Raw genomic sequence first — 22,669 nt, forward strand, 5'->3', positions numbered from 1 at the left:
CTTCGATTTGTGCCCTGATAGCTGACCGCACCGCCCTGCCGCTGGTGAGCGGACACGACGGGATTCTCGGCTGCTGCGGCGGACGTGAATAGTGGCTTCCGCCCGAAGCCGGACGAATTACCGAATAGAGTTCTATCACAAACCGCGCTGGCGGTCGGCTTAGCCTACCAGACCGAAACACCAGCGCAGGATCGCCTTCTGGGCATGCAGCCGGTTCTCGGCCTCCGGCCAGATCAACGACTGCCGCCCGTCGATGACGTCGGGCGCAACCTCCTCGCCACGATGCGCGGGAAGGCAGTGGAGGAACACCGCATCGGCCTTGGCATGCGCCATCAGTGCCGCGTCGACCTGATACGGGGCCATTGCCGCCAGCTTCTGCTCGGCGTGCGCCTGTCCCATCGATATCCAGGTGTCGGTAACGACGACATCCGCGTCCCGCACCGCCGCGACGGGGTCGCGGGTGACGGTCGCGCGACCGCCTGCCGACGACACGACGTCCGCCGAGGGATCATAGCCTTCGGGACAGGCGGCGACGACATCGAACCCCATCAGTGCGCCGGCCTCGACGATCGAATGCAGCACGTTGTTGCCGTCGCCCAACCATGCCCATTTGGTGCCCGGCAATGCCTTCCCGTCTTCGATTACCGTCAACAGGTCGGCGACGATCTGGCACGGATGCGAATGGTCGGTCAGGCCGTTGATGACCGGTACCGAGGCATAGCGAACCATCTCGTCCAGCTTGGCGGGATCGTCGGTGCGAACCATGATCGCGTCGCAATATCCCGACAGCACGCGCGCGGTGTCGGCGATGGTCTCGCCGCGGCCCAATTGGGTGGTGCCGGCGTCAAGCACCAGCGCCGACCCGCCCAGTTGCCGCATCGCCATGTCGAACGACACGCGGGTACGGGTGGACGATTTTTCGAACACGCAGGCGAGCGTATGCCCGGCGAGCGACGCATAGGCATCGGCGCGGCCCTTCGGCCAGCCCTTGCGCGCGGCCTTCGCATCGAGCGCGTCGTTGAGAATGGCGGCGATGCCATCGGCTCCGGCCGAGGCGAGATCGAGGAAATGGCGCATCGTGGGTAAATCCTCCCCGGCACAGGGAGGAGGACCGTCCGCAGGACGGTGAAGGGGGTGCTCCACCAACGCTGCGCTTCGGGGCGGTCCCCCTCCACCATGCTTCGCATGGTCCCCCTCCCCGTGCCGGGGAGGAGGGTTCAATCAATCGTCGGCGACGGGCACATAGACCCGGGCGGCGGCGGACAGCTTTTCGACGGCTTCCGCGATATGGCGCTCTTCGATCACCAGCGGCGGCAGGACGCGCACGACATTGTCGCCGGCCGCGACGGTCAACAACTGGTGCTGATCGCGCAGATGGGCGACGAAGCGGCGGCTGTCGGACTTCAGCTTGATGCCGAGCATCAGCCCCTTGCCGCGAATCTCCTGAAACAGGTGATCGTGGTTCGGGATCATCTGTTCGAGACTGGCGCGCAACCGGTCACCCATCGCCTTCACATGATCGAAGAAGCCGGGTTCGAGCATGACGTCGAGCACCGCCTGCCCCGCCGCCATCGCCAGCGGATTGCCGCCATAGGTCGAGCCGTGCGTGCCGAACACCATGCCCTTGGCCGCTTCCTCGGTCGCAAGACACGCGCCGAACGGAAAGCCGCCCCCGATCCCTTTGGCCGACGAAACGATGTCCGGCGTCACACCATATTGTTCGTGCGCAAACAACGTACCGGTCCGGCCATAGCCGCACTGAACCTCATCCAGCACCAGCAACAGGCCGTGGTCGTCGCACGCCTTGCGCAGACCCGCAAGGAACTCGGGCGTCGCGGTACGCAGGCCGCCCTCGCCCTGAATCGGCTCGACGAGGAACCCTGCCGTGTTGTCGTCGATCAGCGCCAGCGCGCCTTCGAGATCGTTGAACTCGGCATAGTTGAAACCCGGCAGCAGCGGTTCGAACCCGTCGCGCATCTTCGCCTGATTGGTCGCCGAGATGGTGCCGAGCGTCCGGCCGTGAAACGCCTGATTGAAGGTGATCAGCGTGTGCCGCTGCGGATTTCCGTTGGCAAAGTGGAAACGGCGCGCGGTCTTGATCGCGCACTCGACCGCCTCGGCTCCCGAATTGGTGAAGAACACCGTGTCGGCAAAGCTGTTGTCGACGATCCGCTGCGCCAGTGCCTCGCCCTGCGGGCTGCCGTACAGGTTGCTGACATGGATCAGCGTCGCGGCCTGTTCCTGGATCGCCTTGGTCAGGTGCGGATGGCCATGGCCGAGCGCGTTGACGGCGATGCCGGCGGCGAAATCGAGATACTCGGTGCCGTCCTCGCCGTACAGGTAGCAGCCCTCGCCTCGGACCGGACGCACGCCGCACCGTGGATAGACGGGCATCAGTGCGGGGGTCGTCATCGAACTGCTCCTTTGAGAAATATCGGCGCTTAAAACGCAAAAAGGGCGGTCAACCGGACCGCCCGGAGCGGCGCTGTACCGCCCTCAAGGGGCTTTCGTCAATTCTTGAGCTTCCACCCCGACCGCAGCAGCGCATAGCAACCGATCGCCATCGCGATATCGACCGCCAGGATCACCGCACCGCCCAGCAGCACCGGCGAATCGGCGCGCTCCAGAAAGCCGTAGCGGAAGCCCGAGATGATATAGAAGAACGGGTTCAGGTGGCTGATCGTCCGGAAATGCGGCGCCAGCGCCCCGACCGAATAGAAAGTGCCCGACAACAGGGTCAGCGGCCCAATCACGAAATTGGTGATCGCCGCCGCATGGTCGAACTTCTCCGCCCAGATCGAGGTCATCACCCCGGCGAGCGCGAGGAAGGTCGATCCGAACAGCCCGAACCACAGCACTGCGCCGGGATGCCGCGGCATGACATGCACGCCCGGATAGAGCAACATCGCGAACCACAGCACGATCCCGACGAGGAACGCGCGCGTCACCGCGCCGCCGACCAGCGCCGCCAGCAATTCACCGGTGGACAGGGGCGGCATCAAATAATCGACCACCGTTCCCTGAATCTTGCCGACCAGCAGCGCGAAGCTCGAATTGGCGAAGGCGTTGTTGAGCATCGCCATGGCGATCAGCCCCGGCGCGACGAAATCCGGGAACGGCACACCCAAAACCGACCGCCCGGCCCCACCCATCGCCACCGAAAAGATGACGAGGAACAACAGCGTCGTGACCGCCGGTGCCCAGATGGTCTGAAGCTGCACCTTGAAGAAGCGGCGCACCTCCTTGATATAGAGCGTGCGCAGGCCGCCCCAGTTGACGTTCCGGATGACCGGCACGCCGGGGTCGGCAAGGACGATTTTTGCGCGCAACGGGGATTGTTCCTGCATGGCTGTGTCGCCTAATCGCTGGCGAGGGCGGCGGCAAGGATCAAGGTCGTCCGGGCGCCACTGGAATATGAAGGACAAGGACGGGCATGAGCTGGACCGAAGAACGCATCGCGACACTGGCCAAGATGTGGAAATCGGGGATGACCGCCAGCCAGATCGCCGAGGAGCTCGGCGGGATCAGCCGGAACGCGGTGATCGGCAAGGCGCATCGTCTCGGGCTGCAATCACGCCCGTCGCCGGTGCGGTCGAACGACGCGTCGAAGGCCGCCGCCGCTGCGCCCAAGCCCGCCCCGGTCGAGCCGGCTCCGGTGGTCGAGGCTGCCCCGCCCCCGCCCAAGCCCGCACCGGAGCCAAAACCCGCGCCCGAACCCAAGCCCGCGCCGGTGGTTGCTGCCGAACCGGTTGCGCCCAAGCCGGTCGCCCCGAAACCTCCGGTCGAGGACGATCCGTTCACGCCCCTTCCTGTTAGCGCCGATGACGCGGACGAGGAGGATGAGGAAGAAGCGGAAGACGACGCCCCCGCTGCCCCGAAGCAGCGCGACATGCCGGTCATGCGCTCGGTCGGTCCCGGCGGCTTCCTGCGGCAGAATCCGGGTGAGCAGACCGCGCCGCTGACCCCTGCCCCACCGCGCCGTCTGGTTCCCGCCCGTCCGAGCGACGCGATCGCGGGCAAGACGACGTTGCTCGATCTGAACGACCGGATCTGCAAATGGCCGATCGGCCATCCGGGCGAACCCGATTTCCATTTCTGCGGTGACAAGGTCAATCCGGGCTTCCCGTACTGCGTCGCGCATTGCGGCCACGCCTATCAGGCGCAGCTGCCCCGCCGCGACCGCCGCCCGCCGCCGCCGCTGCCGTACGGTGGGCCACGGGTTCGCTGATGCCGAGCGCTCAAGTCCGGGCTTGAGCCCGGACGCGCACCGGCGCTCGGCCGGCGGGCGTGGCCAAAGCCGCGACCGACGGCATGGGCTTCGCCCATGCCCGCCCGAACTCCCGACGCCACCCCCGCTTTGCGGATGACCCCGTTTCGTTCTATACGTCGCACATGGCCGAAAATCTGTTCGAAGCGAACGTCCCCTCCCAGCCCGCCTATGACGCGTCGTCGATCGAGGTGCTGGAGGGGCTGGAGCCGGTCCGCCGTCGGCCGGGCATGTATATCGGCGGCACCGACGAACGCGCGCTGCATCATCTGGCCGCCGAAGTCCTCGACAACGCGATGGACGAAGCGGTCGCCGGCCATGCCAACCGGATCGAAGTGCAGCTGGATGTCGGCAACCGGCTGACGATCATCGACAATGGCCGCGGCATCCCGGTCGATCCGCACCCGAAATTCCCCGACAAATCGGCGCTCGAAGTCATTCTGTCGACGCTGCACTCGGGCGGCAAGTTCGCCGGCAAGGCGTATGCGACGTCGGGCGGCCTGCACGGCGTCGGCATCTCGGTCGTCAACGCGCTGTCGATCGATACGGTGGTCGAGGTCGCGCGCGACCGGCAGCTGTATCGCCAGCGTTTCTCGCAGGGGCAGACGCTCGGCGCGCTCGAACATGTCGGTGCGGCCCCCAACCGGCGCGGCACGCTGGTCGCGTTCACGCCCGATGCCGAAATCTTCGCCGATCTGCAGTTCAAGCCCGCACGGCTACACAAGCTGGTACGGTCCAAGGCCTATCTGTTCGCCGGCGTCGAAATCCGCTGGAAATGTGCGCCCGAGCTGGTCGCCGGCACGGACGTACCCGCCGAAGCCGTCTTCCAGTTCCCCGGCGGCCTTGCCGACCATCTGCGCGAACAGATTGGCGGCCGCGAATGTGCGACCGCCGATTTCTTCACCGGTCGACAGGATTTTCCGGGCGAACAGGGCCGGGTCGAATGGGCAGTCGCATGGCCGCTATGGAGCGACGGCAGCTATAGCTATTATTGCAACACCATTCCGACGCCCGATGGCGGCACCCATGAACAGGGGTTGCGGCAGGCGCTGGTCCGGGGCCTGCGCGGGTTCGCCGATCTGGTGGGGAACAAGCGCGCCAAGGACATGACCGCCGACGACGTGACGGTCGGCTGCGAACTGATGCTGTCGGTGTTCATTCGCGAACCGCAGTTCCAGAGCCAGACCAAGGACCGCCTGACCAGTGTCGAGGCGGCAAGCCTCGTCGAAAAGGCGGTGCGCGACCATTTCGACCATTTCCTCAGCCACAATATGGACCGTGGCAAGGCGCTGCTCGGCCTCGTGCTCGACCGGATGGACGAACGCCTGCGCCGCAAGGCCGAACGCGAGGTCAAGCGCAAGACCGCGACGTCGTCGCGCAAGCTGCGCCTGCCCGGCAAGCTGACCGATTGTGCTTCCGACGATCCCGCCGGCACCGAGTTGTTCATCGTCGAGGGTGATTCGGCGGGAGGTTCGGCCAAGCAGGCGCGCGACCGCAAGACGCAGGCGATCCTGCCGATCCGCGGCAAGATCCTGAACGTCGCTTCGGCGACCAGTGCCAAGATTCTCGCCAATCAGGAAATTGCTGATCTGGTCCTCGCCATGGGGTGCGGCACGCGCAAGGACTGTCAGCCCGATGCGCTGCGCTACGAACGCATCGTCATCATGACCGATGCCGACGTCGACGGCGCGCATATCGCGACGCTGTTGATGACCTTTTTTTTCCAGGAAATGCCGGAGGTCGTGCGGCGGGGGCATCTCTATCTGGCGCAGCCGCCGCTGTATCGGCTGACGGTGGGCGCCAAGTCGCTCTATGCCCGCGACGATGCGCACCGCGCCGAACTGGAACGCACCGCGTTTCGCGGCAAGAAGGTCGAGGTCGGCCGGTTCAAGGGGCTGGGCGAGATGAACCCCGGCCAGCTTCGCGAAACGACGATGGACCCGAAGACCCGCAGCATGATCCGCATTACCCTGCCGCAGGAATATGAGGAGCGTGCGGCGGTAAAGGATCTGGTCGACCGGTTGATGGGCACCAATCCCGCGCACCGCTTCGCCTTTATTCAGGAAAATGCCGCTCGGCTCGACGACGAGGTGATCGACGCCTGAGGCTTGGTTGACGGCCCCGACCGCATCCGCCACCCTTCAACGACGAGGGATGAGGGGGAAACCGGATGCTGGCGGCAGCAACGTTCTTGATGGCAGCGGCAGCACAGACGGCACCCGCGCCGACACCGGCTGCAAATGCCGAGGTCGAGCGCCGGGCGCGCGACGTCGTGTCGATCCTGTCGGGCCAGGGCGACTATGATGCGATCTTCGCGCCGTCCTTCCGCACCGCCGTGCCGCGCGCGCAATTCGATGCGATCGGCGCGCAATTGTCGCAGGCACTCGGCAAACCGACCGGTGTCGAGGCCGTGCAGCCGACCGGGCCATGGTCGGCGCGCATCCGCATCGGCTATGATCGCGGCATCCTGAACGCCGACCTTGCGATCGACCCGAACGGGGCGCACCCGATCACCGGCCTGCTGACGCGCGGCGTCGATGCGCGCGGGCCCGTCGCCGCCACGACCGATGCGGTCGTCGAACAGGTCGCAGCCCTGCCCGGCCATAGCGGCCTCGCGCTGGCAAAACTCGGCAGCGGCGCGCCGCAACTGGTCAAAAGTCATGACGCATCGACCCCGTTGGCGATCGGTTCGGCCTTCAAGCTGGTAGTCCTCGCCGAACTGGTCCGGTCGATCGAAGCAGGGGAACGCAAATGGAGCGATGTCGTGACGCTCGACGGTTCCGCCCTGCCCGGCGGCGGCTATGCGCAGCAGCCAAAGGGAACGCGCGTTCCGTTCCGCGAACTGGCCGAACGCATGATCTCGGTCAGCGACAACAGCGCGACCGATATCCTGCTGTTCCATCTCGGCCGGCAGAAGGTCGAGGCGATGCTGCCGGTCGTCGGGATGACCGATGCGGCTCCACGCAACGTCCCGTTCCTCGGCACCCTCGAAATGTTCAAGCTGAAGGGCGTCGAGGGCGGCGCGCTGGGGTCGAAGTATCTGGCGCTGCCGATCGCGCAACGTCGCGCGTTTCTCGACGGACCGGTGCGTGACACGACGATCGCGGCAATTCCCAAGACCTTGTTCCAGGACGGCAAGCCGTTGCGCGTCGAGCAGATCGAATGGTTTGCCAGTCCGAACGATCTGGTCCGCACGATGGACTGGCTGCGACGCCATTTCGATGGGCCGGCGGGGGCGGACCTGCGCGCGGTCCTGTCGAAAAACCCCGGTCTGCCCGAACCTGCCACCAACTGGCGCTATGTCGGGTACAAGGGCGGGTCGGAGCCCGGCGTACTGACCATGACGTTCCTGCTCCAGGGCAAGGACGGCAACTGGTACGTACTGTCGAGTGGCGTCAACGATCCGACAAAGGATGTCGATACGCTGCGCTTCACCGGTTTGATGGGTCGCGCGCTGGAACTTGCCGCGCCGCGTTAAAGGTGGGAGCCGGACGACCCGCTGCGAAATCGTTGCGGCTGCTTCCTTCCGGACCTGACCGGGTTGGCGACGGCATCGTCCGCCCGACTCCCGCGCGCCATATGGGCGAAGCGCCGCGCCAACGCAAGAGCGTCAGTTCGCCTTGCGCGGCAGCCGCGAATAGGGAACGAAATCGTTGAGCGACAGCGATCCGCTGAACATCTGCGAATTGCGGTCGACCAGTGTAACGATATCGATCCGGCACAATCGCGTCCCGATCGTCCGGGTGACCAGAATGTCGTCGCGGTCGGCGATCGTGCCGCCCTCCGGTCGATTGACCATCAATGTGCCGTTGTTCATCCGATACACGACACCGACATCCGGCACGATCTCGGTCGACCGAATGTCGCGCAGGTTGATGCAATCAACCGGCTTGCCCATGGTCCGCCCCTCGACGATCCGCGCCAACGCTGCCTCTCCGGCAGCGACGCGATCCTGCGCGACGACAGGGGTGGCGATCAGGGCGGAAGCGAGCATCAGGATCGGCAGGCGCATGGCGAAAATCCCGGATAGAGTGATGGACACGTTCATTAGCCATCGGCAGCTGAACGCGCGCTGACGAACGGTCAACGCAGTCGACCATCCATCCGCTCCATCCGCCCCTTACAGCGCGGCGGCGGCTTCGATGATCGGCACGAACTTCGCCGCGGTCAGGCTGGCACCACCGACCAGCGCCCCGTCAACGTCCTCGATCGACAGGATCGATCCGGCATTGGCGCCGGTGACCGAACCGCCATAGAGGATGCGGATGCCGTCGGCGGCATCGCCGACCATCTGGCGCAGCTTGGCACGGGCGATCGCATGGACCTGCGCGATTTCGTCCGCCGACGGCGTGCGGCCGGTGCCGATCGCCCAGCGCGGTTCGTAGGCGAGCGTGAACCAGTCGCCGCTGGCACCTTCGGGGACCGACTTTTCGATTTGCGCCTGCACCACACGTTCGGCGCGGCCGGCGTCGCGTTCCGCTTCGGTCTCGCCGCAGCACAGGATTACGGCCAGCCCCTGCCGCCGGGCGGCGGCGGCCTTCGCCCATGCGTCGTGGCTGGTTTCGTTCTGATCGGTACGGCGCTCGCTATGGCCGACGATCACGACCTGTGCCCCGACCTCCCGCAACATCTCGGCCGACAGACAACCGGTATGCGCGCCGCGTTCATTGGCATGCACGTCCTGTCCGCCGATCTGTACCGACTTGGCGATCTCGGCCGCGTGGTGGACCAGCGTGGCCGGCACGCACAGCGCGACATCGACGCCCGGCGCGGCGGCGGCGGCGGCATCGATCGCCTCGATCTCGGCCAGCTGAGCCCGCAGCCCGTGCATCTTCCAGTTCCCCGCGACCAGCTTGCGACGACTCATCGTTCCGGCTCCCAGCCCGTTTTACATGTTCTACAGCCGATAGCGTGTCTGGCGGTCCGCGCAACCTTGAAGCGGCGGCGGCCCGTCTCTAAAGCAGCCTCCTTTCATTCCTCGCGATCGGTTGTACGGATGCTCGGTTTCTTCAGGCGCATGACCAAGTCGAAGGTCGGCATCTTCATCGGCCTGCTGCTGCTGGTGACCATCGCCATCGGGTTCGCGATGGCGGATATCCAGAGCCTGCGCCCCGCATCGATGGGCGGTGGCGGTGCGGCAGTGGCGAAGGTCGGCGATCAGGAAATCGGCGACGTCGCACTGCGCGAGCGGATCCAGAACGACGTCCAGAACGCGGCGCAGCGTCAGCCCGGACTGACTGCCGCGCAGTATATCGCGGCCGGCGGGTTCGAAGGATCGCTGGAGCGGGCGATTTCGGATTCGGCGCTGATGCAGTTCGCCAAGGATCACGGACTCGCCGTCAGCGACCGCTATATCGACGGACAGATCGCCAGCCTGCCGGCGTTTCAGGGCCTGGACGGCAAGTTCAGCCAACAGGCGTTCGATCAGGCGCTGGCCCGCGCCCGGATCACCCCGCAACAGTTGCGCGACGATTTCCGCCGGACGGTGCTGACCCGGCTGATGCTGGCCCGCACGGTCGAGAACAGCTTCATGCCGCAGCAGCTGGCGCTGCCCTATGCCTCGCTGTCGAAGGAATCGCGTACCGGACAGGTGGCGATCGTGCCAACCGCGGCGCTGCCCGCACCGGCCGCGCCGACCGAACAGCAGTTGCAGGCGTATTACAACGCCAATCGCGGCCGCTACACGATCCCGGAACGGCGGGTGATCCGCTATGCGATCGTCAGCCCGGCGAGCGTCGCGGCGCAGTCCGCACCGACCGATGCCGAGGTGCAGAACGCGTATCGCACCAACGCCGCACGATTCGCACCGTCGCAGACCCGCGCCATATCGCAGGTGGTCATCGCCGATCAGGCGGCGGCGAACCGCGTCGCGCAGGCGGTTCGCAGCGGCCAGAGCGTGTCGGCCGCCGCCGCGCCGCTCGGGCTGGAAGCGACCACGCTGACCGGCCAGACCCAGGGTCAGTTCGCCGCGCGGACCTCTGCCGAGATCGCCGCCGCTGCCTTCGCCGCGCAACAGGGTGCGGTGGTCGGCCCGGTCCGCTCGCCGCTGGGCTTCGTGGTGCTGAAGGTCGATACGATCACGCAGGTGCCCGGCAAAACGATCGAGCAGGCCCGCCCCGAACTCGTTGCCGAACTCACAAAGACCAAGAGCGCGACGGCGCTGGGCGCCGTGCAGGAGAAGATTGACGGCGGCATCACCGATGGCGCGACCTTTGACGAGATCGTTGCCGATGCCAAGCTGACCGCACAGGCAACCGCGCCGGTCACCGCGCAGGGTATCGACCCGATGAAGCCCGGCCAGCCCGACCCGGCACTGGCCCCGATCATCGAAGCCGGCTTCGCGGCCGAGGCCGGTGACGCGCCGCAGATCGTGCAGACCCAGGCCGACGGCACCTTTGCGCTGGTCGCGACCGGCGACGTGACCCGTGCCGCACCGCGGCCGCTGGCCGACATCCACGCGCAGGTCGTCGGCCAGTATCTGAAGGATCAGGCGATGAAGGCGGCGCGGATGATCGCGCAGCAGATCCTGACCAAGGTGAATGGTGGCGTGCCGCTGAACACCGCCGTGGCGCAATCGGGGGCGCGCCTGCCCGCTCCGCGTCCGGTGACCGCGTCCCGCCTGCAATTGTCGCAGCTGGGGGCGCAGGTGCCGCCGGCGCTTTCGCTGATGTTCTCGATGGCGCCGAAAAAGGCCCGGCTGACCGCCGCGCCCGATGGCGAGGGCTGGATCATCGTCTATCTCGATTCGATCGCCCGCGGCGATGCGAGCGGCGACAAGGCGGCGATCACCGGCGTCGGTCGTGAGCTGGGGCGGATCAGCGGCAATGAATATGCCGAACAATTCGTCGAGGCCGTGCGCCGGCAGGTCGGTGTGACCAAAAATGCTGCCGCGATCGGTCGTTTGCGGGGCGAACTGGCCGGAACGGCCGCCCCCACCGCGCAATGAGCGCGGTTTCGGGGGTAGCGGCGGCGCAGGTCGCACTGACGGCCGGCCGTCCGGCGCTGGTGTGGACGACCCGCGTCGCCGATACTGAAACGCCGGTCGCCGCCGCGCTGAAACTGATCCAGCCGGGACGCGGTGACTTCCTGCTCGAATCGGTCGAGGGCGGATCGGTGCGGGGCCGGTACAGCCTGCTCGGCCTCGCCCCCGATCTGGTGTTCCGGGCGCAGGGGCATGATGCGGCGATCAATCCGCACTGGCTGAGCGACCGCGACGCGTTCGTGCCCTGCACCGAGCCGACGCTGAGCGCACTGCGCACGCTGGTCGGGGAATGCCGGATGGACGTGCCGGCCGCGCTGCCACCGGCGCTGGCGTGTCTGGTCGGCTATTTTGGATATGAGACGGTCGGGCTGGTCGAGCAGTTGCCGCAGGCCGCCGAGGATGCGCTGGGCCTGCCCGACATGATGTTCGTCCGGCCGACGGTGCTGCTGGTGTTCGACCGCCTGTCCGACACGCTGTTCGTCGTCGCGCCCGTCTGGCCGGGGGCGTCGGTCGAGCGCGCGGTCGAGCGGATCGAGGAGACTGGCGCCGCGCTCGACGCCGCCGCCCTGCCTGCGCCCGCGCGGCTGGCGGAAGCGCCGGAAATGGCGCTGACGCCGACGCTGCCCGCGGGTCGCTATGGCGAGATGGTCGCCGCGGCGAAGGAGTATATCGCGGCGGGCGATATTTTTCAGGTCGTGCTGGCGCAACGCTTCACCAGCCCGTTCCCGCTCGAGCCGTTCGAATTGTATCGGGCGCTCCGGCGGATCAACCCGTCGCCGTTCCTCTACCATCTCGACCTGCCGGGCTTTGCGCTGACCGGATCGAGCCCTGAAATTCTCGTCCGGCTGCGCGACGGCGAGGTCACGATCCGGCCGATCGCCGGTACGCGACCGCGCGGTGCGACGGCGGCGGAGGACGAAGCGAACCGGACCAGCCTGCTCGCCGATCCCAAGGAGCGGGCCGAACATCTGATGCTGCTCGACCTTGGCCGCAACGATGTCGGGCGGGTCGCATCGACTGGCAGCGTGCGGGTCACCGACAGCTATACCGTCGAATTCTACAGTCATGTCATGCACATCGTGTCGAACGTCGTGGGCAAGCTGCGCGACGACGCCGATGCGCTCGATGCGCTGTTCGCCGGCTTCCCCGCCGGTACCGTATCGGGCGCGCCCAAGGTGCGGGCGTGCCAGATCATCGCCGAACTGGAACGCGAACGTCGCGGTGCCTATGCCGGCGGGGTCGGCTATTTCAGTCCCGACGGGTCCATGGATTCGTGCATCGTGCTGCGCACCGCCGTGGTCAAGGACGGGGTGATGCACGTCCAGTCGGGGGCGGGCATCGTCGCCGACAGCGTGCCGGAATACGAACAGCGCGAGTGCGAGGCAAAGGCCGGCGCGCTGCTCGCGGCGGCGCGCGAGGCAGTGGCACAGGCGACCAAGGCGCGTTTCGGACAATAGTCGCGGAAGTTGGCGAAGTTTGCGCTACGTTAAGGTTGCACGGCGTAGTCGTGTGGCCGGGGGTTTCGGTTAAATCGTTGATACTAAACGATTCCCTGTAGCAAACGTGATTCGGCATGTGCGCGGAAGTTGACACCGACGCGCGGTCAGCGAGGAAAGCCATGGGTACGATCCGGCGTGCGACGTTGCAGGATATCGATCGCATCGTACCGTTGTTCGACGCGTATCGGCAGTTCTACGAGCAGGAAAGCGATGTCGATGGCGCGCGCGCTTTCCTGATCGAGCGGATCGAGCGGGCGCAATCGGTGATTTTGCTCGCCGACGACGATTCCGGCTTCGCGCAACTATATCCGAGTTTCTCGTCGGTGCGGCTGCGGCCGACCATGATCCTGAACGACCTGTTCGTCCGGCCCGAATTGCGCAGCCACGGGATCGGGGCGGCGTTGTTGCATGGTGCCTGCGAGGTCGCGCGCGAGTCCGGCGCGGCGCGGATATCGCTGGCGACCGCCGTCGACAACAGCGCGGCACATGCGCTGTATGTGCGGGCAGGATGGGCGCGCGACGCGCAGTTCCATACCTATGCGATTGCGATCGGGTGAGTTGACGGTCGAAAGAGCGGGGATCGGGGTAACGCAGGGTCGGGTTTGTAGGACAGCCGCTTCGATGTTGCTCTCGTCATGGCCTGTCACCGCCGCAACGCGATCCAGCCGAGCCACAGCCAGCCGATCATCATCGCCAACCCGCCCAGCGGCGTGATCGGTCCCAGCACCCCGCGCGGGCCGCCCAGCGCCATCGCGTAGAGCGAACCGCCGAACAAAAGCCCGCCTGCGACGAAAAGCCAGCCCGGCCCGCGCGCGCCGAGGTTCAGCGCGACAAGCGCGGCGATGGCGTGAGCGAGTTGATACTGGCCTCCGGTCTTCAACCAGTCGACTGCCGGCCCCGACGCGCTATGGGCACCGAACGCACCGGCCGCGACGGCCATCGCGCCCGACAGGGCGGCGGCGAGGAGAAGAAGGTTCATGGGCGGCTCCGGGCGGTAATGATCGTTGGCTACCTTGGCGGAATAGCCATCGGGAGCCGGAAGTTGTTCCCTGCATCACGCCATTACTCGCAACGCCGCCAATCCGTACACCCGGCAGCAACCGCAGGAACAGGCTCGGCGCGGCGACGGACGGCAAGCGAGGCAGTTTGCCGAAGCTTTGCCGTTGCAGCGTTCATGGCATGAGGGGATGGTGGAAGGTCGTCGACGCGCGCACGACAGGCACGTCGCCCAATACCCCCTACCCGCGCACGATCCGCAGATAGGCGTCCAGTACCGCCTGATTGGCGCGGTCCCATTCATATTCCTTGGCGTCCTCATGGCCCGCCAGTCCCATGTGCCAGCGCATATTGGCGTCCTCGCACAGCCGGGCGATCGCATCGGCATAGGCCGGGACGTCGCGCGGCGGCACGAGGAAGCCGGTGCGCCGGTCGTCGACCAGCCCGACCGCACCCGACGCACGCGCGGCAACGACGGGAACCCCGGCGGCCATCGCTTCCAGCGTGACGTTGCCGAACGTTTCGGTGATCGAGGGGTTGAAGAACACGTCCATCGACGCGACGGCACGGCCAAGATCGTCGCCCGCCTGAAACCCGGCGAACACGGCATGCGGCACGCGTTCGGCGAACCAGTCGCGCGCGGGGCCTTCGCCGATTACGAGAATGCGATGCTTGACGCCGCGTCGTTGCAATTCGGTGGCGACGTCCGAAAAGACATCGAGCCCTTTTTCCAGAACCAGCCGCCCGAGGAAGCTGACCGCGACCTCGTCGTCGCCGATGCCGATCGAGCGCCGCCAGTCGACATCGCGCATCGCCGGATTGAAGCGGTGATGATCCACCCCGCGCGACCAGATACCGACCGGGCGGGTCACGCCCCATTCGTGCAACAGCTCCGCCATGCCGCGACCGGGCACCATCACCTGGTCGGCGCGGTTGTAGAAGCGTTTCGACACGCCGCGCGCAACGGGTTCGAGAAAGCCGATGCCATAATATTGCGGGTAGGTTTCGAAGCGGGTGTGGAGCGAGGCGAGCGTCGCGACCCCCTGCTTCCGGGCCCAGCTGAGCGCACGGTGACCGAGAATGTCGGGGGCCGAAACATGGACGATATTGGGCCGGAACCCTTCAAGGTCGGCGCGGGTCTTCGTGGTCAGCCCGCGGGCCAGCTTATATTCACCGCGCCCGCCGGGCATGCCATAGGCGGGCACGCTGACCAGATCGCCGGTCGGCGGGAATGCCGGATTGGCGACGGTCGGCGAATAGACGCGAAGCGTGACGTCGCGGTCGAGCAGATGCCGGGCGAGCCGGTTCAGCGCCTGGTTCGCGCCGTCGCGGACATAATTATAGTTTCCGCTGAACATCGCCACGCGGAGTTGGGAAGCCTTCATCCGTGGCCCATAGCGCGCACGCGCGCATCACGCCACCGGAACGCATTGCGCCTATGGACGGTTGACCGGGCCGACGACAGGAGTGGCCAGATGAGCGACAGTTACAAGACGGGTGCCAAGGTATCATGGTCGTGGGGCAACGGCACCGCCGAGGGCAAGGTCGAGGAACGGTTCGAACGGCGGGTGCAGCGGACGATCAAGGGCACGAAGATCACGAAGAACGGGACCAAGGAGAACCCCGCCTATCTGATCGAACAGGAAGACGGGGCCAAGGTGCTCAAGCGCGGCAGCGAACTGGACTAGGACCAATCGACATTCAGCGATAACCACCGAATTTCGTCATTCCCGCGAAGGCGGGAACCCATAGACGCCGACGGTTTGACCGGATTCGCGACGCTGGCGTATATGGATTCCCGCCTGCGCGGGAGTGACGAACGGGATGGAACGCTATTCCTGCGCCCAGCGAACTGAATGTCGATCCCGCCTAAGTCCGTCCCCCGGCGGGAGCGGTGCTGCGCGGCGATTCCCCTCCTCGTGCGGAAGAGGTCTCTTGCGATATTCCCCGTTCGTTCCGCTTCTGTTAGGGCGCTGCCATGGCAAAACCCCAGAAGCGCTATGTCTGTCAGCAATGCGGATCGGTTTCGTCCAAATGGGCGGGGCAATGTGCCGATTGCGGCGACTGGAACACGCTGGTCGAGGATGCCGGGGCGGTCGTTACCCCGTTTTCGGCGCGACATAACCTGCAAAGCGGCGGCAGGCCGATCCTGTTGTCCGGCCTCGATACCGACATCGCGCTACCCGATCGGCTGACGACCGGGATCGCCGAACTCGATCGCGCGCTCGGCGGCGGCTTCGTCGAGGGGTCGGCGACGCTGATCGGCGGCGATCCGGGTATCGGCAAGTCGACGCTGTTGTTGCAGGCGGCGGCGAAGCTGGCGCTGGCGGGCAAGGGCGTGGCCTATGTCTCGGGCGAGGAAGCGTCCGATCAGGTACGGTTGCGCGCGCGGCGGCTGGGGTTGGGCAATGCGCCGGTGCAACTGGCGGCGGCGACATCGGTGCGCGACATCCTGACGACGTTCGGCGGGGCGGCGGCACCCGATCTGCTCATCATCGATTCGATCCAGACGATGCACAGCGACCTGATCGAAGGCGCACCGGGCACGGTCAGCCAGGTGCGGGCATCGTCGGGCGAACTGATCCGGTTCGCCAAGGAACGCGGCACGGCGGTGGTGCTGGTCGGTCATGTCACCAAGGACGGGTCGATCGCCGGTCCGCGTGTGCTCGAACACATGGTCGACACGGTGCTGGCGTTCGAGGGCGAGCGCAGCCACCAGTACCGCATCCTGCGCGCGGTCAAGAACCGCTTCGGCGGCACCGACGAAATCGGCGTTTTCGCGATGGAAAGCGAGGGATTGTCCGAAATCTCTAACCCTTCGTCGCTGTTCCTGACCAGCCGTGACGAGAATGTCACCGGCACCGTGGTGTTCCCGGCGCTGGAGGGCACGCGGCCGGTACTGGTCGAGGTGCAGGCGCTGACGGTGCGACTGGCGTCGGGGGCCACGCCGAGGCGCGCAGTGGTCGGGTGGGATTCGGGCCGGCTGGCGATGATCCTCGCCGTGCTGGAGGCGCGGTGCGGCTTGGCGTTCGCGACCGCCGAAGTCTATCTCAACATCGCCGGCGGGTATCGGGTGACCGACCCGGCGGCCGATCTGGCGGTGGCGGCGGCGCTGGTCTCGGCACTGTCCGAACGGCCGGTGCCGTCGGATGCGATCGTGTTCGGCGAAATCGCGCTGTCGGGCGAGGTGCGGCCGGTGGCGCATGGCGCGCTGCGGTTGAAGGAGGCCGGAAAGCTCGGTTTCGGCCGGGCGCTGGTGCCGTCGTCACAGAGCGCCGAAGGGGGTGCGGTGAAGCTGTCGGGGTTCAAGGACCTGCCGCGCTTCGTGGATCATATGCTGGGACGGTAAGCGGGTTCCCGCGCGGATTATGCACGCAGCCGTAGCGTAGACCCGACCCAAATGAAAACGGCCCGGACAGTCGCCTGTCCGGGCCGAATTGCGCAACGTAAGCGATGCGATCAGTTGTTGCCGACGACCGGGGTCGAGGCGACGATGCGCGGCTGGTCGACGAACAGCGTCCAGAAGGTCGCGATTTCGCCGCGCGGGCCGGCGGTGACCTTGGCGAACGACGCCTTGGCTTCGGCGGCGTTGCCCGAACGGGCCTGCGCGATACCGATGCGCGTGTTCACTTCATCGGCATCGACGCCGCCCTTTTGCAGCGCCAGCTGGTACAGCTCGATCGCCTTGGCATTATTGCCGGTCGCCAGATAGACATTGCCGGCAGCGGCCGCCGCGCGGCCATTGGCACCCGCCTTGGCACGGGTTTCGAGCACGGTGACCGAACCATCGGCCTTGATCTGGGTCTGCGCGGTCGTCTTGATACCGTTGAACACCGCTGCCGATGCCGGGATCTTGCCCAGCGCGCGACCTTCGTCGATCAGCGTGACGGTTTCATAGGGCAGACCGATGTCCTGCGTGACCTGCGTATATTCGCGATAGTCGTTCTGATCGGCCAGCGACTTGGTATCGCGCATCAGGCGCAGCACGTCGACGCGCGCCTGATTGCCGAGCGTCGCACCGTTATTGTCGGCGCGGTCGCGGAAGAGGATCAGCACCTTGCGCCAATTCGCCTGCGTCGGATATTCGGTCAGCTGACGACGCGCCCACTGGCCGGCTTCGGCCGAACGCTTCGACTTGTACAGCTGCGAGATCATATAGTCGTACCACTGCGACGGCACCGGCTGACCGGCGGCCTTCTTCGCGGCGATGACCTTTTCCATGTTCTGGACGCCGGCATCGATATTGCCGCCCTGAATCTCGATCTGGGCAAGGCGCAGGTCGAGATCGGGGTCCTTATAGCCCGCCTGCTGCGCGCGCTGGAAGAACTGCTTGGCAACGTCGCCCTGCTTGGCGTCGAGCGCGAGGATGCCGCGGTTGAAATACAGGCCACCGCGATCTTCCGGCTTCAGCTTCGGGCTGGCCAGCAATTCATCGATCGCAGCGGCGAGCGCCGGACGATCATTCTTGCCCTGCGCGGCCTGTACCTTGGTCTGGGCGAGGAAATAGGCCTCGTCCTGATTGCCGGCGGTCATCGCGGCCTGCGCGGCGGCGAGCTGCGTGTCGGCCGTGGCGAAGTCCTTCGCCTTGATCGCCGCATCGGCCGCCAGTACCGCGACGCGAAATGCCTCGCCGACCTGGATCTGGGGTGCGGCCGGCGCTTCTTCCTTCTTGCGCTTCTGGGCATCGGCCGGCGGGGCGACGACCAGGGTTGCACCCAAGCCGAGCATGGCGGCGAGGGCAGCCTTGGAAACGAACGTCATGCCGTGATCTCTCCCGAAAACTGGTGCCGGAACAACGCCCGGCAGGCGCCGCTCCTCTAGGTCCTACGGCGCATCCGCACAAGCGGGCGCGCGCGTCGTCCGATGCCGGACACCGCGTGAACGCGCGTTGAACGGTTCGGCTCCCTGCCGCCCTTTGACGGCGGCTTTGCAGGCGGATAGGCGGCGGCGATGATCGCGATCCTCTCCCCCGCCAAGACGCTCGATTACGACAGCCCCCTGCCCGCCTTGCCGCAGCACAGCATGCCGCGCCTGCCCGATCAGACCGGACAGATCGCGCGGGGCGCGGCCCGGCTGGGGGCCGCGAGGCTGGCGACGCTGATGAAGATTTCGCCCAAGCTGGCCGAATTGAACGCCGGCCGCTATCGCGCCTTCGCCGATGCGCCCGAACGACCGGCGATGCTGGCCTTTGCCGGCGACGTCTATACCGGCTTCGACGCCAAGTCGCTGGAAGAACCGGGGTTCGCGTTCGCGCAGGACCATGTGCGGATCCTGTCGGGACTGTACGGACTGTTGCGGCCGCTCGACGTGATCCGGCCCTATCGGCTGGAAATGGGCACGCGCTGGGCACCGGGAAGGGCGAGCGACCTCTACGGGTTCTGGGGCACGCGGATCGCGGCGCTGCTGGCCGACGATGTGGCGGCAAGCGGGGATGCGGTGGTGCTGAACCTCGCCAGCCAGGAATATTGGCATGCGGTCGCGGGGAAGCTGCCGGACGGGGTTCGCGTGATCGACGTCGACTTCCGCGAGAACGGTCCGGACGGGCCGCGCTTCGTCAGTTTCCACGCCAAGAAAGCGCGGGGGATGATGGCGCGGTGGATGTGCGAGCACCGCGTGACCGATGTCGATGCGATGCAAGGGTTCGACAGCGACGGCTATCGCTTTGCCGATGCCGGGGGCGATCGCTGGACGTTCGTGCGCGGTTAGGTGAACAGCGACATAATCGCGAGGACGACCGACGACCCGGCAAGCGGGCCGATGAACATCACCAGCAGGAAGACCGCGATCGTGCCAATCATCACCCGTTCCTGCGGCGGGCTGAGCCGTGCGGGCGGCCGGGGCGGTTCGTAGCCGTCGGGCGGTGGTGGCCACGCGTTGGAGTCGTAGAACATCGCCCCTCCCCCTCAACGGCGCGCCGCGACGACGATCGCAGCACTCGACAACAGGATCGCCGATACCAGCGCCCCGATCGACAGCAAACCCATCGGCGTGACCGAAACCTCGGCCTTCAACCGCAGCTTGCGGCCGGCGCGCAGCGTCAGGGCGGCGTGATTCGGCTGGGTCATCCGCCTCACAACGCTGAAGTCGCGATTGTTATCCCCGGGGACGGCGAGCGTTGGGGAGAAACCGCGCCTACTTCCCGCGCATTCGGGGAAGACGTGCGGCCGTTACGGCTGCGGATCCCCGCCGATGCGGGGACGACGTCGATGTGGAAAAGGCGCCCCCGCTACGTGGCGGGGGCGCTCCCTCTCCTACCTCTTACGCGAGTTCGCGTGCCTTCGGTGCGGCATCGCGAACGCCGGCGTCGACCGCGTCGGCGAACTGCGCGAAATTGTGGTTGAACAGGTCGACCAGCCTGGCAGCCGTGCGGTCATAGGCATCGCCATCGGCCCAGGTCGAGCGCGGGTCGAGGATCGCGGCGTCGACGCCCGGCACCGAAACCGGCACCTCGAACCCGAAATTGGGATCGGTGCGGAATTCGCCATCGGCCAGCGACCCGTCGAGCGCGGCGTTGAGCAGCGCACGCGTCGCCTTGATCGGCATGCGGCGGCCTTCGCCATATTGGCCGCCGGTCCAGCCGGTGTTGACCAGCCAGCATGCGACATTGCCCTTGGCGATGCGCTCCTTCAGCAGATTGCCATAGACCGACGGGTGGCGCGGCATGAACGGCGCCCCGAAACAGGTCGAGAAGACCGGTTCCGGTTCGGTCACGCCGATTTCGGTGCCCGCTACCTTGGACGTGTAGCCCGAGAGGAAATGATACATCGCCTGATCGGGGGTCAACCGTGCGATCGGCGGCAGGATGCCAAAGGCGTCGGCGGTCAGCATCACCACGTTGCGCGGCGTCGGCCCCATATTGTCGGCCGACGCATTCGGAATGCAGTCGATCGGATAGGCCGCGCGCGAGTTTTCGGCGATGCTCGGATCGTCGAGGTCGAGCGTGCGGGTGTCCGGGTCCATCACCACGTTCTCAAGGACGGTGCCGAAGCGCTTTGTCGTCGCGAAGATTTCCGGTTCGGCCTCTGCCGACAGGCGGATCATCTTGGCATAGCAGCCGCCTTCGAAATTGAAGACCGCGGTGTCCGACCAGCCATGTTCGTCGTCGCCGATCAGCGTGCGGCTGGCATCGGCCGACAACGTCGTCTTGCCGGTGCCCGACAGGCCGAAGAACACCGCCGTGTCGCCGTTCGGACCGATATTGGCGGAACAGTGCATCGGCATCGTGCCGGTTTCGGGCAGCAGGAAGTTGAGCAGGCCGAACACCGACTTCTTCATTTCGCCGGCATATTGCGTGCCGCCGATCAGGATCAGCTTCTCCGTCATGCTGACCGCGATCACCGTCTCGCTGCGGCAACCGTGACGCTCGGGATCGGCGCGGAAGGTCGGCAGGTCGATGATCGTGAAGTCGGGCACGAACCCGGCGAGGTCGGCGACGTCGGGACGCACCAGCATCGTGCGGATGAACAGGTTATGCCACGCCAGCGTGTTGATGACGCGAACCTTCACCCGGTGTTCGGGCTGCGATCCGCCATACAGGTCCTGCACGAACAGCGTCGGTTCGGTGGTCAGCTGTTCGACGAAGTCCGCCTTCAGCGCCGCGAAATGTTCGGGCTGCATCGCGCGGTTGGTCTTGCCCCACCACACCGTTTCCTCGGTGATGGCGTCGCGGACCATGAACTTGTCCTGTGGGCTGCGGCCAGTATGCCGGCCGGTCGTCACGACCAGCGGACCGTCCTTTGCCAGCCGCCCCTCGCCACGGGCCACCGCCTGTTCGACGAGCTGCGGGGTCTGCAGATTCCAGTGCACATCGGCCCCGGTCTCGATCTCCATCGCAGCCAGTCCGTATTCCGGCGTCACGATCGCCATGCTGCCATTCTCCCTGTCGAATCACCGGCGGCGAACGCCCTGTCCATCGCCTCGCTATGTGTTCGCTATGCTTCCCCTATGCTTGCGATCGCCGTTCGTCAAACGCGTTAAACATCATTTTCGACGTAACGTTGATTACCGCCGATCGAACCGGGACGGTTGCTGTTCTTTGTCAATTATATGACTATTTGAGATGGACGGGGGCATTGAGCCGAACGCCCCTTTCCCGTAACCCTGCCGATGATGCAGACGGACCCGATGCAATGACCGCGACGATCGCCCTGGTCGATGACGACCGCAACATTCTGACCTCCGTCTCGATCGCGTTGCAGACCGAGGGGTTCGTCACGCGCGTCTATTCGGACGGCGAGGTGGCGTTGAAGGCGTTCGCCGAGAACCCGCCCGATCTTGCGGTGCTCGACATCAAGATGCCGCGGATGGACGGCCTCGAACTGCTCCGCCGGTTGCGCGAGCGCAGCCGGCTGCCGGTCATCTTCCTGACCAGCAAGGACGACGAGCTGGACGAGGCGCTGGGTCTCGCCATGGGTGCCGACGATTACATCGCGAAGCCATTTTCGCAGCGGCTGCTGATCGCGCGCATTCGCGCCATCCTGCGCCGTGCCGAACCGGCCCAGCCGGGGGAGGCGGGCAGTGCCGAGGGGACGCAACCGGTGCTGGAGCGCGGACGGCTGGCGATGGACCCGGCGCGGCACAAGGTGACGTGGCACGGCGAGAACGTGACACTGACCGTCACCGAATTCCTGATCCTCGAAACGCTTGCCAGCCGTCCGGGTATCGTCAAGACCCGCAACCAGTTGATGGACGCCGCCTATCAGGACGACATCTATGTCGACGACCGCACCATCGACAGCCACATCAAACGGTTGCGCCGCAAGTTTCGGCAGGTCGACAAGGAATTCGACGCGATCGAGACGTTATATGGCGCAGGATACCGGTTCGCCGACGATTAGGACGGGGAGCACAGGCGCGCCGCGCCAGCCCAGCCACTCCGCCGCACCCCCGCGCAGGCGGGGGTCCAGAGCCAGGCGGAACAACGGT

Annotated in this window: 21 protein-coding genes and 1 other RNA gene; 10 read left to right on the forward strand and 12 right to left on the reverse strand. The window is 66.2% G+C overall.

Annotation, left to right across the window (positions count from 1 at the left end):
- Positions 1 to 159: 159 nt before the first annotated feature.
- The 3 genes from argF to ASE90_RS10855 form a co-directional block, all read right to left on the reverse strand.
- Positions 160 to 1,077, reverse strand: a complete 918-nt coding sequence (argF, locus tag ASE90_RS10845) for an ornithine carbamoyltransferase (RefSeq protein WP_056000005.1) — start codon at positions 1,075 to 1,077, stop codon at positions 160 to 162.
- Positions 1,078 to 1,221: 144 nt separating this feature from the next.
- The gene (locus ASE90_RS10850) at positions 1,222 to 2,412 is read right to left on the reverse strand and encodes an aspartate aminotransferase family protein (RefSeq protein ID WP_056000008.1); all 1,191 of its coding nucleotides are present in this window, start codon (positions 2,410 to 2,412) and stop codon (positions 1,222 to 1,224) included.
- Between the two features lie 98 nt (positions 2,413 to 2,510).
- The gene (locus ASE90_RS10855) at positions 2,511 to 3,347 is read right to left on the reverse strand and encodes an ABC transporter permease (RefSeq protein ID WP_056000011.1); all 837 of its coding nucleotides are present in this window, start codon (positions 3,345 to 3,347) and stop codon (positions 2,511 to 2,513) included.
- An 86-nt stretch (positions 3,348 to 3,433) separates the two neighbouring features.
- On the opposite strand from ASE90_RS10855, the gene ASE90_RS10860 reads away from it, so the two are divergent.
- From ASE90_RS10860 to ASE90_RS10870, 3 genes are all read left to right on the forward strand, one after another.
- Positions 3,434 to 4,228, forward strand: a complete 795-nt coding sequence (locus tag ASE90_RS10860; RefSeq protein WP_056000014.1) for a GcrA family cell cycle regulator — start codon at positions 3,434 to 3,436, stop codon at positions 4,226 to 4,228.
- A gap of 164 nt (positions 4,229 to 4,392) precedes the next feature.
- Complete coding sequence (gene parE / locus ASE90_RS10865) at positions 4,393 to 6,372, forward strand: DNA topoisomerase IV subunit B (protein WP_056000017.1); 1,980 nt, start codon at positions 4,393 to 4,395, stop codon at positions 6,370 to 6,372.
- 89 nt (positions 6,373 to 6,461) lie between these two features.
- A complete protein-coding gene (locus ASE90_RS10870; RefSeq protein WP_235531755.1) occupies positions 6,462 to 7,745 on the forward strand; it encodes a serine hydrolase in 1,284 nt (427 codons plus the stop codon).
- Here the strand turns inward: ASE90_RS10870 and ffs are convergent.
- From ffs to tpiA, 3 genes are all read right to left on the reverse strand, one after another.
- An RNA gene (gene ffs, locus ASE90_RS19135) (signal recognition particle sRNA small type) lies at positions 7,744 to 7,840 on the reverse strand. The two genes, ASE90_RS10870 and ffs, sit on opposite strands and share 2 nt — an antisense overlap.
- A gap of 37 nt (positions 7,841 to 7,877) precedes the next feature.
- Positions 7,878 to 8,279 carry a hypothetical protein gene (locus tag ASE90_RS10875; RefSeq protein WP_056000024.1) on the reverse strand — a complete coding sequence of 134 codons (402 nt, stop codon included), beginning with the start codon at positions 8,277 to 8,279 and terminating at the stop codon, positions 7,878 to 7,880.
- Between the two features lie 108 nt (positions 8,280 to 8,387).
- On the reverse strand, positions 8,388 to 9,134 hold the full coding sequence (tpiA, locus tag ASE90_RS10880) for a triose-phosphate isomerase (RefSeq protein ID WP_056000027.1): 747 nt from the start codon (positions 9,132 to 9,134) through the stop codon (positions 8,388 to 8,390).
- 129 nt (positions 9,135 to 9,263) lie between these two features.
- Here tpiA and ASE90_RS10885 point away from each other — a divergent pair, with 129 nt between their 5' ends.
- The 3 genes from ASE90_RS10885 (at position 9,264) to ASE90_RS10895 (ending at position 13,305) form a co-directional block, all read left to right on the forward strand.
- The gene (locus ASE90_RS10885) at positions 9,264 to 11,213 is read left to right on the forward strand and encodes a peptidylprolyl isomerase (protein ID WP_056000030.1); all 1,950 of its coding nucleotides are present in this window, start codon (positions 9,264 to 9,266) and stop codon (positions 11,211 to 11,213) included.
- Positions 11,210 to 12,706, forward strand: a complete 1,497-nt coding sequence (trpE, locus tag ASE90_RS10890; RefSeq protein WP_056000033.1) for an anthranilate synthase component I — start codon at positions 11,210 to 11,212, stop codon at positions 12,704 to 12,706. The genes ASE90_RS10885 and trpE overlap by 4 nt, the downstream gene beginning before the upstream one ends.
- A gap of 161 nt (positions 12,707 to 12,867) precedes the next feature.
- Positions 12,868 to 13,305, forward strand: coding sequence for a GNAT family N-acetyltransferase (locus ASE90_RS10895; protein ID WP_056000036.1), 438 nt, complete (start codon positions 12,868 to 12,870; stop codon positions 13,303 to 13,305).
- Between the two features lie 86 nt (positions 13,306 to 13,391).
- On the opposite strand, the gene ASE90_RS10900 is transcribed toward ASE90_RS10895, so the two are convergent.
- Positions 13,392 to 13,727: a DUF423 domain-containing protein gene (locus ASE90_RS10900; protein WP_056000038.1), complete on the reverse strand. Its 336-nt coding sequence runs from the start codon at positions 13,725 to 13,727 to the stop codon at positions 13,392 to 13,394.
- A 259-nt stretch (positions 13,728 to 13,986) separates the two neighbouring features.
- Positions 13,987 to 15,129: a glycosyltransferase family 4 protein gene (locus ASE90_RS10905; RefSeq protein ID WP_056000041.1), complete on the reverse strand. Its 1,143-nt coding sequence runs from the start codon at positions 15,127 to 15,129 to the stop codon at positions 13,987 to 13,989.
- A 90-nt stretch (positions 15,130 to 15,219) separates the two neighbouring features.
- Between ASE90_RS10905 and ASE90_RS10910 the strand changes: the two genes are divergently transcribed.
- Both ASE90_RS10910 and radA read left to right on the forward strand, forming a co-directional pair.
- Positions 15,220 to 15,432 carry a DUF2945 domain-containing protein gene (locus ASE90_RS10910; protein WP_056000044.1) on the forward strand — a complete coding sequence of 71 codons (213 nt, stop codon included), beginning with the start codon at positions 15,220 to 15,222 and terminating at the stop codon, positions 15,430 to 15,432.
- Positions 15,433 to 15,722: 290 nt separating this feature from the next.
- Positions 15,723 to 17,093, forward strand: a complete 1,371-nt coding sequence (radA, locus tag ASE90_RS10915) for a DNA repair protein RadA (RefSeq protein WP_056000047.1) — start codon at positions 15,723 to 15,725, stop codon at positions 17,091 to 17,093.
- A 110-nt stretch (positions 17,094 to 17,203) separates the two neighbouring features.
- Here radA and ASE90_RS10920 read toward each other — a convergent pair whose 3' ends face one another.
- On the reverse strand, positions 17,204 to 18,505 hold the full coding sequence (locus tag ASE90_RS10920; protein ID WP_056000050.1) for a hypothetical protein: 1,302 nt from the start codon (positions 18,503 to 18,505) through the stop codon (positions 17,204 to 17,206).
- A 189-nt stretch (positions 18,506 to 18,694) separates the two neighbouring features.
- Between ASE90_RS10920 and yaaA the strand changes: the two genes are divergently transcribed.
- Positions 18,695 to 19,450 carry a peroxide stress protein YaaA gene (gene yaaA, locus ASE90_RS10925; protein WP_056000053.1) on the forward strand — a complete coding sequence of 252 codons (756 nt, stop codon included), beginning with the start codon at positions 18,695 to 18,697 and terminating at the stop codon, positions 19,448 to 19,450.
- On the opposite strand, the gene ASE90_RS10930 is transcribed toward yaaA, so the two are convergent.
- The 3 genes from ASE90_RS10930 to ASE90_RS10935 all read right to left on the reverse strand — a co-directional run bounded on the left by ASE90_RS10930 (position 19,447) and on the right by ASE90_RS10935 (position 21,610).
- Complete coding sequence (locus ASE90_RS10930; RefSeq protein ID WP_056000056.1) at positions 19,447 to 19,635, reverse strand: hypothetical protein; 189 nt, start codon at positions 19,633 to 19,635, stop codon at positions 19,447 to 19,449. The genes yaaA and ASE90_RS10930 overlap by 4 nt on opposite strands.
- A gap of 12 nt (positions 19,636 to 19,647) precedes the next feature.
- Complete coding sequence (locus ASE90_RS19720) at positions 19,648 to 19,809, reverse strand: hypothetical protein (RefSeq protein ID WP_156361535.1); 162 nt, start codon at positions 19,807 to 19,809, stop codon at positions 19,648 to 19,650.
- A 193-nt stretch (positions 19,810 to 20,002) separates the two neighbouring features.
- Entirely contained in the window at positions 20,003 to 21,610 is a 1,608-nt protein-coding gene (locus tag ASE90_RS10935; RefSeq protein ID WP_056000059.1) for a phosphoenolpyruvate carboxykinase, read from the reverse strand.
- 263 nt (positions 21,611 to 21,873) lie between these two features.
- On the opposite strand from ASE90_RS10935, the gene ASE90_RS10940 reads away from it, so the two are divergent.
- Complete coding sequence (locus ASE90_RS10940) at positions 21,874 to 22,581, forward strand: response regulator transcription factor (protein ID WP_056000064.1); 708 nt, start codon at positions 21,874 to 21,876, stop codon at positions 22,579 to 22,581.
- Positions 22,582 to 22,669: the final 88 nt, after the last annotated feature.

This window comes from Sphingomonas sp. Leaf67 (assembly GCF_001421965.1).
Classification (GTDB): domain Bacteria; phylum Pseudomonadota; class Alphaproteobacteria; order Sphingomonadales; family Sphingomonadaceae; genus Sphingomonas.